Source organism: Nonomuraea sp. NPDC005501, assembly GCF_040605905.1.
Classification (GTDB): domain Bacteria; phylum Actinomycetota; class Actinomycetes; order Streptosporangiales; family Streptosporangiaceae; genus Nonomuraea.
Genome location: NZ_JBEXDT010000016.1, coordinates 56,812 through 71,125, shown reverse-complemented (window position 1 = coordinate 71,125; position 14,314 = coordinate 56,812). Strand labels below are relative to the sequence as shown.

Genomic DNA, 14,314 nt, shown 5'->3' with positions numbered 1-14,314 from the left:
CGGGCGCCCTCGCGGGGCTCACCGGTCCCGGACGGGGTCACGGTCCGCCCTCGTCGGAGGAGTCGCCGGCATCTCTGCGGTTGCGGCGCTCGTTCCGGGCGGTGATGACGCTCTCAATCTTGAGGACCGCGATCACCACGAGCAGGACGCCGATCGGAATCAGCATGGCGGTATCGAATTCCGTCAGCACCGCCGCACCTCCCCCCGAGCTGAGGCGTGCAGGACTTACCTACCCGCAGGGTCGCGGTGAACCAGGACGCGGGCGACGCGCCGGTGGCGACCCGATCCGTGCGCAGTGATGGGCGTCGCGTGGGGATAGCGTGACGCGCGGCCGGGCAGGCAGGGGGCGGCCATGGCGGTCATCGGTCCACGCGATGAAGGGATGGCGATCATGTCTGTTGCGCTTCTTCGTGGAGGCACGCGGCGCCCGGCGGCGGGACTCGTCGTCGCCGCGGTGACGCTGGCGGCGTACGGGGGGACGATCGGGGCGGCGGCGCCCCAGGCCCAGGCCCGGGCCCGGGCGAGCACGACCGTCGTGGTGACGGAGACGGAGTTCCACCTGGCGCTCTCGACGGCCCACTTCCGGCCCGGCGCCCACACGTTCAGGATCCGCAACGCCGGCCACGTCCCGCACGGTCTGTCGATCAAGGGGCCTCATGTCGCCGCGACGTCCGCGATCATTCCGCCCGGCGGCCGGACGTCGCTGTCGGTCACGCTGCGCAAGGGGATGTACCACCTGTGGTGCCCGGTCGACGCGCACCGCGCGCACGGGATGGCGACGACGATCAAGGTCAGGTAGCGCCCCGCGGCCCAGGCGGGCCGCCCGGTGGCATGGGGCGGGTGAACGGCGGGTACGGCGGGAGCGGAGCGGTGCCGAACCAGCGGAGGAGCGCCGATGGCCGCCGACCTCACCGAGATCATCGACGACCTGCCCCTGGTGGACCACCACGTCCACGGCGCCACCGCGCACGACCTGTCCCGCCGCGCGTTCGAGGAGCTGATCACCGAGTCGGACCGGCCGGTGCCGGGCTGGATGACCTCCTTCGACTCGCAGCTCGGACACGCCATCCTCCGGCACTGCGCCCCCGTGCTGGGCCTCGACCCGCACCCTTCGCCCGAGGAGTACCTGGCGCGCCGGGCCCGGCTGGGCGCCGGTGAGGTCAACCGGCGGCTCCTCGGCGCCGCGGGCGTCGGCCACTACCTGCTGGAGACGGGCTACCGGGGCGAGGAGATCCTGGGGCCGGCCGGCATGGCCGAGGTCACCGGCGTGCCCGTGGACGAGGTCGTGCGCCTGGAGCAGGTCGCCGAGCGGGTGGCCGCGTCCGGCTGCGGGGCGGGCGCGTTCGCGCGGCGGTTCGCCGAGGCCCTGGGGGAGCGGTCCCGTACGGCGCGCGGCCTGAAGACCGTCGTGGCCTACCGGCACGGCCTGGAGTTCGACCCGTCCCCGCCCTCGGCGGCCGAGGTCACCGAGGCGGCCGGCCGCTGGCTGGCGGAGGCGGAGGCGAGCGGCCCGGGCGAGGCGAGGTGGAGGGTCACGGATCCCGTGCTGCTGCGGCACCTCATCTGGACGGGTCTGGAACGCGGTCTGCCGCTCCAGTTCCACACCGGCTTCGGCGATCCCGACGTGGACCTGCGCCGGGCGGACCCGCTGCTGCTGCGGGGGCTCATCGAGCGGGCCGAGCCGACCGGGGTCCCGCTGATGCTCCTCCACTGCTACCCGTACCACCGCAACGCCGGCCACCTCGCCCACGCCTACCCGAACGTCCACCTCGACGTGGGGCTGGGCGTCACCTACACCGGCGCCCGCGCCGCCGCGCTGGTGGCGGAGAGCCTGGAGGTGGCGCCGTTCGCCAAGCTGCTGTTCTCCTCCGACGCCTGGGGGCCGGCCGAGCTGCACCACCTGGGCGCGACGCTGTGGCGGCGCGCGACGGCGCTGGTGCTGGGCGGGTTCGTGGCGGAGGGGGAGTGGTCGGCCGGCCAGGCGGCGCGGGTGGCGTCCCTGGTGGGCGCCGAGAACGCCGCCCGCGTGTACGGCCTGTCCGGCGCCGCCGCCGCGTCGCGAGCGCGCTCCGGCCGGCGTGAGGGGGACAGGCTCAGGGGTTGAGCAGGCGTATCGGCTCACCGGCGAGGAAGGCGTGGATGTCCTCGACCGCCTCCCGGTAGTACGTCCGGTAGTTGCCTGTGGTGACGTAGCCGAGGTGCGGCGTGGCGAGCACGTCGGGCAGGGTGCGCAGCGGGTGGTCGCCCGGCAGCGGCTCGGTGTCGAAGACGTCCAGCCCGGCGCCGGCGATGGAGCCGGCGCGGAGAGCCTCCACGAGGGCTTCCTGGTCGACGATGGCCGCGCGCGAGGTGTTGACCAGGTAGGCCGTCGGGCGCATCAGGCCCAGCTCGTGGCGGCCCACCAGGCCGCGGGTGCGTTCGCCGAGAACCAGGTGGACCGAGACGATGTCGGACCCGGCCATCAGCGCGTCCTTGGAGGCCGCGAGCCGCACACCGAGAGGGTCGGTCCGTTCCGCGGTGAGGTTCTGGCTCCACGCGACCACGTTCATGCCGAACGCCTGCCCCACCCGGGCGACCTGGCGACCGATCTTGCCCAGGCCGAGCAGCCCGAGGGTGCTCCCGTGCAGGTCCAGCCCGACGCTCCGCTGCCAGGGGCCGTTCTCGCGCAGCGACGTCGCCTCCGGGACCAGCCGGCGCGCCAGGCCGAGGATCAGGGCCCAGGTGAGCTCGGCGGGCGGGGTGGGGCTGCTGGCCGTGCCGCACACCGTGACGCCGTGGGCGGAGGCGGCCTCCAGGTCGACGGCCGCGTTGCGCATGCCCGAGGTGATCAGCAGACGCAGCTCGGGCAGCCGGGCGAACAGCGAGGCGGGAAAGGGCGTCCGCTCCCTCATGATCATCACGATCTCGCAGTCCTCGGCGGCCCGGACCAGGTCGTCGTGGTCGGTGATGTGCTCGCGCAGGCTCCGCGCCTCCACGGCCGACCAGTCGGCCATGGTGAGGGCGACACCCTGGTAGTCATCGAGAATCAGGCAACGCATCATGTCCGTGGACGTTACCGGGACTCCCGGGGGCGGCCCTGACGGGGCCGGTGCGCGGTGGGGACGTGAGCGACGCGGCGGGCGAAGGGGTCAGAGTGCTTCGGCGATCAGCTCGGCGAGGTGGGTGGCCCGGCGGCCGGTGCCCTGGGCGATCTGGGTGCGGCAGCTGAAGCCGTCCGCCAGCACCGCCGTGTCCGGCGCGGCGGCCCGTACGGCCGGCAGGAGCACCTGCTCGCCCGCCGCCACCGACACCTCGTAGTGGCCCCGCTCGAAGCCGAAGTTGCCGGCCAGCCCGCAGCACCCGGACCTCAGCGCCGTGTTGTCCACGCCCATGCGCCGCAGCAGCTCCGCGTCGGCGTCGAAGCCGCTGGTCGCGTGCTGGTGGCAGTGGGTCTGGCTGATCGAACGGCCGCCGGCCCCGGGCGGCTCCCACCCGGAGCGGACCAGCAGCTCGGCCAGGCCCACGGTGGCCCCGGTGAGCAGGCGGGCCCGTCCGTCCCCGTGGAGCAGCTCCGGCAGGTCCGTCCTCAGCATCGCGGTGCAGCTGGGCTCCAGCCCGACCACCGGCACGCCCTCCTCCAGCGCCGGCCCGAGCGCGTCCAGGGTCCGGCGGCCGAGGCGGCGGGCCGTGCCGAGCTGGCCGGTCGTGAACCAGGTCAGCCCGCAGCACTGCGTGCCCGGCGGCACGCGGACCTCGTACCCGGCGCTCTCCAGCACCCGCACGCCGGCGCGCAGCACCGACGGGCTGAAGTGGTTGTCGAAGGAGTCCACCCAGAGCATGACCGGCCCACGCGTCGCCTCGCCGGCGGGGGACGGCCGCCGCCGGAACCACGTCAGGAACGTCTCGCCGGCGAAGCGGGGCAGCTCCCGCTCGCGCGCGACCCCGCCGAGCCGCTTGATCAGCGGGGACAGAGGCGAGGACAGCACGGCGTTGACCAGGCGCGGCATCCGTGAGGCGGGCCGGGCGAGCAGCGGCAGCCAGCCCATCGAGTAGTGCGAGGCGGGCCGCGGCCGGCGGCGGTAGTGGTGGTGCAGGAACTCGGACTTGTAGGTGGCCACGTCCACGCCGACGGGGCAGTCCACGCTGCACCCCTTGCACGACAGGCACAGGTCGAGCGCGTCGAGCACCTCCGGCGAGCGCCACCCCGTGGTGATCACCTGGCCCTGCGTCATCTCGTACAGCAGGCGGGCGCGGCCGCGCGTGGAGTCCTTCTCGTCCAGGGTGACGCGGTAGCTGGGGCACATCACCTCGCCCCGGTGATCGGCGGTGCGGCACTTGCCGACGCCGACGCAGCGGCGGGCCGCCCTGGCCAGGTCGCCGCCGTCGGAGCCGAGCGGCAGCACGGTGGCCAGCGGGACCGAGGGCCGGCGCGGGTCCACCCGCAGGTCGCCGTCCACCGGCCGGGCCCGGACGATCATGCCGGGGTTGAGGCCGCCGCCCGGGTCCCACAGGTCCTTGAACCGCTCGAACAGCGCCATGACCTCCGGCCCGTACATGAGCGGCAGCAGCTCGGAGCGGGCCTGTCCGTCGCCGTACTCGCCGGACAGCGAGCCGCCGTGCTCGGCCACCAGGCGCGCCGCGTCCGTGAGGAAGGACCGGAACCGGGCCACGCCGGCCTCGGTGCCGAAGTCGAAGTCGATGCGCACGTGCAGGCAGCCCTCGCCGAAGTGGCCGTACACCGCGCCGCGCAGCCCGTACCGGTCCATGAGGGCGGTGAAACCGCGCAGGTACGAGCCGAGCCGCGCGGGCGGCACCGCGGCGTCCTCCCAGCCGGGCCACGCCTCCGACCCGTCGGGCAGCCGGGTCGCCAGGCCGGCCCCGTCCTCTCGGATCCGCCACAGCCGCCGCGCCCGCCCGGGGTCGGTGACGGTCAGCGCGCCGGTGGACCCGGCCGACCGCCCGGCCGCCTCGCACAGCGCCCGCGCCCGCTCCGGTAGCTCGGCCGGGTCGCCGCCCAGCTCCGCGAACAGCCACGCCTGGCCCGCGGGCAGCGCCTCGATCTCGGCCCGGGTAGCCGGCCGGGTCACGATGCCGGTCAGCGCCCGGTCCAGCCCCTCCAGGGCCAGCGGCCGGTGCGCCAGCAGCGCGGGGACCGCGTCCGCCGCCTCACCCGCGCCGGCGAACCCGAGGACGACCAGGGCCCGCGCCGGCGGCGGCGCGACCAGGCGCACGGTCGCCGACAGGATCACCGCGCACGTGCCCTCGCTGCCGGCCAGCGCCCTGGCCAGGTGGAACCCGTGCTCGGGCAGCAGGTGCTCCAGCGCGTAGCCCGACACCTGCCGGGGGAAGCGGCCGAGCCCGGTCCGCAGCGTGGCCAGGTTGCGGCGGGCCAGCTCCGCCAGCGCGCCGACCAGCCGGCCGCGCTCGCCGCCCTCCGCGACGGCCGCCCGGATCTCCTGCTCCGTCATCGCGCCGACCGTCATCACGGTCCCGGAGTAGGTGAGGACCTCCAGCGCCACCAGGTTGTCGGCGGTACGCCCCCAGGCCAGAGAGTGCGAGCCGCAGGCGTTGTTGCCGATCATGCCGCCGAGCGTGCAGCGGCTGTGCGTGGACGGGTCCGCGCCGAACACCAGTCCGTGCGCGGCGGCGGCCTTCTGGAGGTCGTCCAGGACGGTTCCCGGCTCGACGGTCGCCGTGCGCGCCTCGGGGTCCACCGCGAGGACGCGGTTGAGGTACCGGGAGAAGTCGAGGACCACGCCCGAGCCGACGGCCTGCCCGGAGGTGCTGGTGCCGGCGCCGCGCGACGTGATCGGCACGCCCAGGCGGCGGCACACCGCCACCGCCTCGATGACGTGCCGCCGCTCGCGGGGGAACACCACGGCCATCGGGACCCGCCGGTAGTTGGAGGCGTCGGCGGCGTACTGGGCGCGCCGACCCGCGTCGGCCGCCACCTCGCCGCACCCCGCCGCGCGCAGCGCCGCCACGAGCCGCGCGAGCTCACCGGCGGCCCCGGTGTCGCCCTGCGCGGTCGTACGGGTGCCGGCGGGCGTGCCCACCGTGTGCTCCCTGTTCGTTCGCATCTTTCCGTCTCACCTTGCGGGGCTGCCGGGCCGAAACCAAGCCCCGCGGACCGGCGGATCCCCGCTCAAGCCCAAGCAACGCTTGCGCTGCGTTCCCCGCAGGCCGTCAATCCGGAGGGGCGCCACATCCGTGACGCCGAACTCATCGCTGACGAAACAGGCTGGAACCTCTAGGCTCAGGCGGCGATGGATCTCGCACACTTCACTCCTGGCTCGGGCCGCCTGGCGCCCCGGGCGGCTCTGCGTTCCGACGCCCCCTCCCTCGACCTCAACGGCACGTGGCGCTTCCGCCTGTCGCCGACGGCCGCCGTGCCGGAGGACTTCGCCGACCCCGGCCACGACGACTCCGCGTGGGACGAGCTGCCCGTGCCGTCGCACTGGCCGCTGCACGGCCACGGCGCCCCTGCCTACACCAACGTCTCCTACCCGTTCCCGATCGACCCGCCCCACGTTCCGACCGAGAACCCCACCGGTGACTACCGGCGCGCCTTCGACCTGCCCGAGGGGTGGAGCGGCGGGCGGCTCCGGTTCGAGGGCGTCGAGTCGTACGCCCGGGTCTGGCTCAACGGCCACGAGCTGGGCTTCACCACCGGCAGCCGGCTCGCCGCCGAGTTCGACGCCGGCCCGTACCTGCGGCCGGGCCGCAACGTGCTGGCCGTCCGCGTCCACCAGTGGTCGGCCGCCAGCTACCTGGAGGACCAGGACATGTGGTGGCTTCCCGGCATCTTCCGGGACGTCACGCTCACCCGGTCCACCGCCGACGTGTTCGTCCGAGCCTCGTACGAGGACGGCCGGGGAACGCTGAGCTTCGACGGCCCCGGCCTGCTCAGCGTGCCCGAGCTGGGCGTCGACGGCCTGGAGCCCGGCACCCCGGTCACCCTGGACGTGGAGCCGTGGACTGCCGAGACGCCGCGCCTCTACGACGCCGCCGTGGCCTGCCCCGGGGAGACCGTGCGGCTGCGCGTGGGATTCCGGACGATCTCCATCGAGGACGGCGTCCTGCTCGCCAACGGCCGGCCGCTGCTGCTCAAGGGCGTGAACCGGCACGAGTTCCACCCCGAGCACGGGCGCGCCGTGCCGTACGAGACCATGCGGCAGGACGTCCTGCTGATGAAGCGGCACAACGTCAACGCCGTGCGCACCAGCCACTACCCGCCGCACCCCGACTTCCTCGACCTGTGCGACGAGCTGGGCCTGTGGGTCGTGGACGAGTGCGACCTGGAGACCCACGGCTTCGGCCAGGTCGCCTGGCGCGCCAACCCCACCGACGACCCGCGCTGGGCCGAGGCGTACCTCGACCGCATGCGCCGCACGGTCGAGCGCGACAAGAACCACCCGAGCGTCATCATGTGGTCGCTCGGCAACGAGGCGGGCGTCGGCCGCAACCTCGCCGTCATGGCCGACTGGACGCGCGAGCGCGACCCGTCCCGGCCGATCCACTACGAGGGCGACTGGTCGTGCGCGAACGCCGACGTGTACTCCCGGATGTACGCGGGCCACGCCGAGGTCGAGGCCATCGGGCGCGGCACCGAGGATCCGCTGCCCGACCCCGAGCTCGACGCGCGACGGCGGCGCATGCCGTTCATGCAGTGCGAGTACGCCCACGCCATGGGGCTCGGACCCGGCGGCCTGGCCGAGTACCAGGAGCTGTTCGAGCGGTACCCGCGGCTGGCCGGCGGGTTCGTCTGGGAGTGGATCGACCACGGGCTCGCCCACCCTGAGCTGGAGTACGCCTACGGCGGCGACTACGGCGAGCCGGTCCACGACGGCAACTTCGTCATCGACGGGCTGGTCTTCCCCGACCGCACGCCGTCGCCCGGGCTGCTGGACCTCAAGAAGGTCTTCGAGCCGGTCCGCTTCGCGTTCGGCGACGGGATCGTGCGGGTGAGCGGTGGGTACGGCTTCCGCGACCTGTCGCACCTGGACTTCCACGCCACGGTGGAGGCGGACGGTGAGCCGCTGACGCGGTTCACGCTCGACGTCCCCGCCGGGGGCGGCGAGGTCAAGCTGCCCGACCTGCCGGAGGGGGCAGGGGAGCGGTGGCTGACCGTGCGCGCCGTGCTGGCCGCCGACGAGCCGTGGGCCGAGGCCGGGCACGAGGTCGCGTGGGGGCAGACCCGCCTGGCCCCTGCCGGGAACGCCGCCGGGGATCCGGCACCTCGGGCGGGCGCGAGCGTCTCGCCGGTCACGGTCGCCGGGGAGATCGCCGTCGGAGGAGGGCGGTTCGACGCCGGCAGCGGGCGGCTCGTCCGGCTGTTCGGGCTGGACGTCGACGGGCCCCGCCTGGAGCTGTGGCGGGCGCCCACCGACAACGACCGGTACGGCGGCCTCGCCGCCGCGTGGCGGGAGGCCGGCCTGCACCGGCTCACCCACCGCGTGGACGAGGTGGCTGTGCCGGAGCCGGACGGGCTCGTCGTACGCACCCGGGTGGCGCCCGCCGCCACCGACGCCGGCATGCGCGTCACCTACCGGTGGGCGGCCGCCGGCGACGGCCTCACGCTCACCGTCGAGGTCGAACCCGAAGGCGAGTGGGCCGGCCCGATCCCGAGGCTCGGCGTCGTCATGGCGCTCCCCGGCGACCTCGGGGACGTCACCTGGTTCGGACGGGGTCCGGGCGAGGCGTACCCCGACACCGGGATGGCGGCCAGGGTCGGCCGCTGGTCCGCCACCGTCGAGGAGCTGCAGACCCCGTACGTCCGCCCCCAGGAGAACGGTCACCGGGCGGAGGTCCGCTGGGCCACGCTGACCGGCTCCGGCGGGCGCGGCGTGCGGGTGGCGGGAGATCCCGTGTTCGGGCTCACGGCCCGGCGGTGGAGCACGGCCGACCTCGAACGCGCCCGCCACCGGCCCGACCTCGTGCCGGGCGACCGGGTTCACGTCAACCTGGACCTCGCCCAGCACGGCATCGGCACGGCGAGCTGCGGCCCCGGCACGCTGCCCGCCTACGAGCTGCGCCCGGAGCCGGCCTCCTTCCGGCTGCGCTTCGACCCGGCCTGAGCCGCGCACGACCCCGGCCCCGGCGGGCTCCGGCCCGCCCGGGGTCCGGGCGGCCCGGAGCGCCGGATCAGGGCCGGCCGGATCAGGGGCGCTTGGTGCGGAACTTGTCGAGGAACCGCCGCGCCTTGTCCTGGTTGCGCGGATCGTTCGCCATCCGCTTGGCCTTCTCGATCGTCTGCTGTCCCTGAGGGCTGCGCAGGTACGCGCGCAGCTTGTCCATGAGCGTCGCCATGCGCCTCCCCTACCCACGACGAACGCCCGGAAGCGGCCGCGTCTCCGCTTCCGGGCGTTCCCCTGCCAGGCCGGTGCCTCAGTCGGGGACGGCGAGGACCGTGCCCGCGCCGACGGTCAGGCCGCCCTCACGGATCGCGAAGCCGAGCCCCGGCTCGACCGCGACGGCCTTGCCCAGCTCGACCCGCGCCTCCACGGTCTGGCCGGGCTCGGCCGGCCCGTCGAGCGCCAGCTCGCCGGGCACGTCCGTGGTCCGCAGGTAGAACTGCGGCCGGTACCCCGGCGCGACCGGCCGCCGCCGGCCCCCCTCCTCGGCCGTGAGGAGGTAGAGCCGGGCCGTGAACGACCGGTGCGCCCGCTGGCTGCCGGGCGCGGCCAGGACCATGCCACGCCGCACCTGGTCGCGGCGGACCCCGCGCAGCAGGACGGCGGCGTTGTCCCCGGCCTCGCCCCGCTCCATCGTCCGGCCGAACGTCTCCACCCCGGTCACCACCGCGGTGAGGCCGTCGCCGAGACCGACCACCTCCACCGTGTCGCCCACGGTGACGGTGCCCCGCTCGATGGCGCCGGTGACGACCGTGCCCCGCCCGGTGACGGTGAGCACGTTCTCGACCGGCATGAGGAACGGCGCGTCCACGTAGCGGACCGGCACGGGCACGTGCTCGTCCACGGCCCGCAGCAGCGCCTCGATGGACGCCGTCCACTCGGCGGCGCCCTCCAGCGCCCGCAGCCCGGACACCCGCACCATCGGGACGTCCCGGTAGCCGTGGCCCTCGAGGAGCTCCTGCAGCTCCAGCTCGACGAGCTCGGTCAGCTCCGGGTCGGCCCCGTCGGCCTTGTTGACGGCGACGACGAGGTGGTCGACGCCGACGCGCCGGGCGAGCAACACGTGCTCCCGCGTCTGCGGCATGATGCCGTCCTGCGCCGACACGACGAGGATGGCGCCGTCGAGCTGCGCCGCACCCGTGATCATGTTCTTCACGTAGTCGGCGTGGCCCGGCATGTCGACGTGGGCGTAGTGCCGGTTGGCGGTCTCGTACTCGACGTGCGAGATGTTGATCGTGATGCCCCTGGAGTGCTCCTCCGGGGTGCGGTCGATCCGCTCGAACGGCGTGTACGTGGCCTGCCCGCGCTCGGCCAGCACCTTCGTGATGGCGGCGGTCAGCGTGGTCTTGCCGTGGTCGACGTGTCCCATCGTGCCGATGTTGAGGTGCGGCTTGTTCCGCACGTAGGCCTGCTTGGCCATGATGCCTTCCTTGGAGCCTGGAGTCCCGGTGGTGACCCGTGGGGCCGTCGACCTCCCCCCGCCGGGTCACTCGGACGCACGGGAAGAGGTCAGCGCTCCAGGCCGTCGCGGACACGCCGCGAAGCGCCCGCGGTGGCGGGCGTCGCGAAGGTGGCGTGCCGGAACATGATGACCATGGTGCCGAGCCTCAGCGCCGCCCGGCAACGGATTATTCCGGGGCCTCCGGGCGGCCGCCTACAGCGGGATCCACTCCGTGGACGTGGTGACCTCGTCGAGGATCGACGGGATCGGGTCCACGCCGAGCCCGGGGCCGGTGGGCACGTCCAGGTGGCCGTCGCTCAGCTCGAACGGCTCGGTGACGTCCGTCGCGTAGTACCGGCGCGAGGCCGACGTGTCGCCCGGCAGCGTGAAGCCGGGCAGCGCCGCCAGCGCCACGTTCGCGGCCCGGCCGATGCCGGTCTCCAGCATGCCGCCGCACCACACCGCGACGCCGTGCGCCCGGCACAGGTCGTGGACGCGCCGGGCCTCCAGGTAGCCGCCCAGCCGGCCCGGCTTGATGTTCACGATCGAGCAGGCGCCCAGCTCGATCGCGGCGGCGGCGTGCTCGGCCGACTCGATCGACTCGTCCAGGCAGATCGGCGTGCGCAGCCGCCGCGCCAGGCGGGCGTGCTGCACGAGGTCGTCGTTGGCCAGCGGCTGCTCGATCAGCAGCAGGTTGAACGCGTCGAGCTGGGCCAGGCGGGGGGCGTCCACCAGCGTGTACGCGGCGTTGGCGTCGACCTGGAGCAGCAGGTCGTCGCCGAAGCGCTCGCGCACCGCCCGGACCGGCTCCACGTCCCAGCCGGGCTCGATCTTCAGCTTGATCCGCGCGTACCCCTCGCCGAGGTAGCCCTCGACGGCGTCCAGCAGGCGCGGGATCGAGTCCATGATGCCGACCGACACGCCGCAGGGCACCCGGTCGCGGGCCGCGCCGAGGAAGCGGCCGAACGACTCGCCGGAGGCGCGCAGCTGCGCGTCCAGCACGGCCGTCTCCAGGGCGGCCTTGGCCATGCGGTGCCCCTTGACCGGCTCCAGGGCGCGGCCCACGGCGTGGACGTCCGGCGACGGCGGCAGGGCGGGCAGCAGGAAGCGGCGGATCACCTCGGCCGCGCCGTCCACGTACTCGGAGGAGTAGAGCGGCTCCGACATCGCCACGCACTCGCCCCACCCCTCGGCATCCGGCGTGACGACCCTGACCAGCAGCACGTCACGGGCCGTCTCGGTGCCGAACGACGTGCGGAACGGCGCCACCAGCGGCATCGCGATCCGCCGCAGCTCAACTCCTGTGATCTTCACACTGACTCCCTGCGCGATGGTCGGAGCGCCCGCCGGACGGGGCGCTCTGTCCTACGGTAGGCGCTGCGCTTCGGGAGGCGTGGGCAGGCTAGCGGGCATGGACGGGTTCGCCCGCGCAGGGGGCGATGCGGACCCGGCACGGCGCCTCCTGGCTGAGCCGGACCGACTCCAGCAGGACCGTCACCACGGGCGTCGGATAGCGGCCCGAGTGGAAGCGGGCGGCCAGGCAGGCCAGCACCGCATCCGCCTTCACCTCGCCGTCCAGTGCCGCGCCGCCGTCCCGGCGGATCTCCATCACGCACGGCGCCCGCTGCGCGGCCAGGGCGAGGCCCGCGACCGTGGCGCCGGCCAGTGCCCCCACGTCCTCGGCCGTCCAGCCGTAGTGCCACATGCCGGCCGCCACCACGACCGCGGCCGGGTCGCCGGGCTCGGTGACCACCACGTCCACGCCCTCGCACAGCGCCCGCGCGATGGCCTCCGGCCCGCGGGCCACCCGGCTGCCGGTCCGCAGTCCCGGCAGGCGCGGGACGACGCCGCCCGCCTCGAAGATCAGCTTGACGCCGGTGCGAAGCCGGCCCGGCCGGCCGTCGCGCCACCCGCAGATGACCATGTCCGCCGAGCCGTGCACGCCCGAGACGCCGATCCGCAGCATGACCTGATCATTACCCTGTGCGATTGGCGATTACACTCCGTGAGACGGTCGTGGATCTCCCTTGACCTGCGGATTTGATGTCCGATATGGCGTTGGGCACCCGCTTCGTCGCGGAGAGTGTGTGAAATGTCCTGTCTGGGGTAGCGCGATTGCGTTGGATCCTCGAAGGAGGAAACCCGTGGACATCAACATCGGCCAAGGCCTGACGGACGTCTTCCGGCAGATCGCCACGTTCGTACCGAGGCTGGTCGCCTTCATCGTCATACTGGTCATCGGCTGGCTGATCGCCAAGCTGCTGGCGAAGGTCGCCGACAAGATCCTGGAGCGGGTGGGCTTCGACCGCGCGGTGGAGCGCAGCGGCATGGGGCGAGTGATGGAGCGCAGCCGCTACGACGCCAGCACCCTGGTCGGGAAGATCATCTACTACGCGATCATCCTGGTCACCCTGCAGATCGCCTTCAGCGTGTTCGGGCCCAATCCGATCTCCGCGCTGCTGACCGGTGTGGTGGCCTGGCTGCCCAAGGCGATCGTGGCGATCATCATCGTGGTGGTCGCCGGCGCCATCGCCGCCGCCGTCCGAGATCTCGTGAACGGCATGCTGGGCGGACTCTCGTACGGGCGGTGGATCGCGACGGCCGCCTCCGTGTTCATCTGGGCGCTGGGCATCATCGCCGCCCTGAACCAGATCGGCGTTGCCACCACGGTCACCACGCCGGTGCTGATCACCGTGCTCGCGACCGTGGGCGCCATCATCGCGATCGGGATCGGCGGCGGCATGGTGCGGCCGATGCAGCAGCGGTGGGATCGCTGGCTCGACCGCATGGAGAGCCAGGCGCCGCAGGCCCGGGCGCAGGCCGAGGCGTACCAGCGGGGGCGCCAGGACGCCCAGCAGATGGCTCCCGGGCGAGAGGCCGCGAGGACGCCGGAGACCGCCGGCGCTCCGCCGCGCTCGGAGCAGGCGGGCGAGATGGGCGCGCGTCCTTCCGCCCAGCCCATGCCGCCCGGTCAGCCCATGGAGCCGGGCCGGCCGGCGGAGCCGGGCCAGACCGGCCAGACCGGGATGGGGCCGGGCCAGACCGGCCAGACCGGGATGGGGCCGGGTCAGGCCGGGCGGAGCGGCATGGAGCCCGGCGCCGCGGACCGTCCCGGCACGATGGGCCGGCCCGCCGAGCCGGGACGTCCGAGTGAGGACCGTCCGTGGACGGAGGGGGGCCCGAGGGGCGGCATGGGGCCCGACCCCGGCCGCGACGCCTGATCGCCGGCTCTGGAGGCCCGGACGCGTGCACCCGTGACGCGCCCGGGCCCCCGCCTGCCGGCTACGCGTCACGGCGGGAGTGCCGCAGGGGGAGGGGCGGGCCGGACCGCGCCGGGGGAGGCGCGAACGCGCCGGGTAAGGCGGGCGAGGGTCGCCGGGAAGGTCAGGCGGGGGACTCGTCGGCCAGCAGGTCCAGCTCGCGGGCGAGCCAGCAGATGGCGGTCAGCCGCAGGGCGACCGCGTCCAGCTCCTCGCGGACGGTCCAGCCGCGGTGCCGCAGCTCGTCGGCGAAGCCCAGGAGGTAGTCGCCGAGCGTCTCCCGGTCGAGCGCGATCGTGTCCCGGAGCGCCGCCGCGTGCTGGTCCACCGCGGCCACGAGGCCGGGCTCGCCCGTCATCCGTTGCAGCTGGGCGTGCCCCAGGGTGTCCATCAGCCACCGCAGAGGGGAAGTCGCCCATCCCTTCTCAAACAACACGCAAACAACCTTAAGGAGGATTTATCCGGCATGGTTGCATAAAAAGGTACAGGGTGGGTTTGCG

Annotated in this window: 11 protein-coding genes and 1 pseudogene; 4 read left to right on the top strand and 8 right to left on the bottom strand. The window is 74.2% G+C overall.

The annotated features are described in order from the left end of the window. Window positions 1–37: 37 nt before the first annotated feature. Window positions 38–190 (bottom strand): hypothetical protein, encoded by a 153-nt coding sequence (locus tag ABZS51_RS11730; RefSeq protein ID WP_355438892.1) that lies wholly within the window; start codon window positions 188–190, stop codon window positions 38–40. Window positions 191–391: 201 nt separating this feature from the next. Here ABZS51_RS11730 and ABZS51_RS11725 point away from each other — a divergent pair, with 201 nt between their 5' ends. Together ABZS51_RS11725 and ABZS51_RS11720 are read left to right on the top strand one after the other, a co-directional pair. Then, window positions 392–799: a hypothetical protein gene (locus ABZS51_RS11725; RefSeq protein WP_355438890.1), complete on the top strand. Its 408-nt coding sequence runs from the start codon at window positions 392–394 to the stop codon at window positions 797–799. Between the two features lie 96 nt (window positions 800–895). Next, a complete protein-coding gene (locus ABZS51_RS11720; RefSeq protein ID WP_355438888.1) occupies window positions 896–2,104 on the top strand; it encodes an amidohydrolase family protein in 1,209 nt (402 codons plus the stop codon). Here the strand turns inward: ABZS51_RS11720 and ABZS51_RS11715 are convergent. Continuing rightward, complete coding sequence (locus tag ABZS51_RS11715) at window positions 2,094–3,041, bottom strand: D-2-hydroxyacid dehydrogenase family protein (protein ID WP_355438885.1); 948 nt, start codon at window positions 3,039–3,041, stop codon at window positions 2,094–2,096. The genes ABZS51_RS11720 and ABZS51_RS11715 overlap by 11 nt on opposite strands. An 87-nt stretch (window positions 3,042–3,128) precedes the next feature. After that, entirely contained in the window at window positions 3,129–6,059 is a 2,931-nt protein-coding gene (locus tag ABZS51_RS11710) for an FAD-linked oxidase C-terminal domain-containing protein (RefSeq protein ID WP_355438883.1), read from the bottom strand. A 186-nt stretch (window positions 6,060–6,245) separates the two neighbouring features. Here ABZS51_RS11710 and ABZS51_RS11705 point away from each other — a divergent pair, with 186 nt between their 5' ends. Then, entirely contained in the window at window positions 6,246–9,056 is a 2,811-nt protein-coding gene (locus ABZS51_RS11705; protein ID WP_355438881.1) for a glycoside hydrolase family 2 TIM barrel-domain containing protein, read from the top strand. 82 nt (window positions 9,057–9,138) lie between these two features. Here the strand turns inward: ABZS51_RS11705 and ABZS51_RS11700 are convergent, their stop codons facing one another. From ABZS51_RS11700 to ABZS51_RS11685, 4 genes are all read right to left on the bottom strand, one after another. After that, the gene (locus tag ABZS51_RS11700) at window positions 9,139–9,288 is read right to left on the bottom strand and encodes a hypothetical protein (RefSeq protein WP_355438879.1); all 150 of its coding nucleotides are present in this window, start codon (window positions 9,286–9,288) and stop codon (window positions 9,139–9,141) included. 78 nt (window positions 9,289–9,366) lie between these two features. Continuing rightward, the gene (tuf, locus tag ABZS51_RS11695) at window positions 9,367–10,533 is read right to left on the bottom strand and encodes an elongation factor Tu (protein ID WP_355438877.1); all 1,167 of its coding nucleotides are present in this window, start codon (window positions 10,531–10,533) and stop codon (window positions 9,367–9,369) included. Between the two features lie 234 nt (window positions 10,534–10,767). Further along, complete coding sequence (menC, locus tag ABZS51_RS11690) at window positions 10,768–11,868, bottom strand: o-succinylbenzoate synthase (protein ID WP_355438875.1); 1,101 nt, start codon at window positions 11,866–11,868, stop codon at window positions 10,768–10,770. An 88-nt stretch (window positions 11,869–11,956) separates the two neighbouring features. Then, a complete protein-coding gene (locus ABZS51_RS11685) occupies window positions 11,957–12,520 on the bottom strand; it encodes an acyclic terpene utilization AtuA family protein (protein ID WP_355438873.1) in 564 nt (187 codons plus the stop codon). Window positions 12,521–12,704: 184 nt separating this feature from the next. Between ABZS51_RS11685 and ABZS51_RS11680 the strand changes: the two are divergent. Then, a pseudogene (locus ABZS51_RS11680) lies at window positions 12,705–13,337 on the top strand (hypothetical protein); the annotation flags it as partial. Between the two features lie 601 nt (window positions 13,338–13,938). Here the strand turns inward: ABZS51_RS11680 and ABZS51_RS11675 are convergent. Next, on the bottom strand, window positions 13,939–14,250 hold the full coding sequence (locus tag ABZS51_RS11675; protein WP_355438871.1) for a DUF6401 family natural product biosynthesis protein: 312 nt from the start codon (window positions 14,248–14,250) through the stop codon (window positions 13,939–13,941). Window positions 14,251–14,314: the final 64 nt, after the last annotated feature.